Below are 373 nucleotides of genomic sequence, written 5' to 3' on the forward strand. Positions count from 1 at the left end.
CAGCACCTGGCCGTTTACCTGATAAACGTAAATCATCTGATTTTTGCGGTTAAAACGGATTGGATAGTGGGTTTTGCAGAAACTCTCTTTTAAAAGAAACCGTTTTAAAACAACAACAGCCAGCATCAAAAAAACGACTGTCATTACAAATTTGATAAACACTGACTGATAATTACCAGATATCACATCACTGGCGGTAGACCATACTCCAGCACCAACGCCATAAAGTAAAACAAATAAAACGGGGAACAACATAGAGCCAATAATTCCTTTTCCCCCATAATATTTATCTACAGCGTCCAGATAAACGGAGTTCATTCGGATAACAGAATCCTCATCCATAATAAACTGAACGTTTCGCCGCTGCCCCTGG

1 protein-coding gene is annotated in these 373 nt (G+C 39.7%); it reads right to left on the reverse strand.

The window, feature by feature from the left end; translation table 11 throughout:
* Positions 1-342 (reverse strand): DUF6708 domain-containing protein (locus tag JJB97_RS18425; RefSeq protein WP_317981614.1); only part of this gene is annotated, 342 nt, incomplete at its 3' end.
* Positions 343-373 lie beyond the last annotated feature (31 nt).

The organism is Tenebrionibacter intestinalis, assembly GCF_016632365.1.
GTDB classification, from domain to species: domain Bacteria; phylum Pseudomonadota; class Gammaproteobacteria; order Enterobacterales; family Enterobacteriaceae; genus Tenebrionibacter; species Tenebrionibacter intestinalis.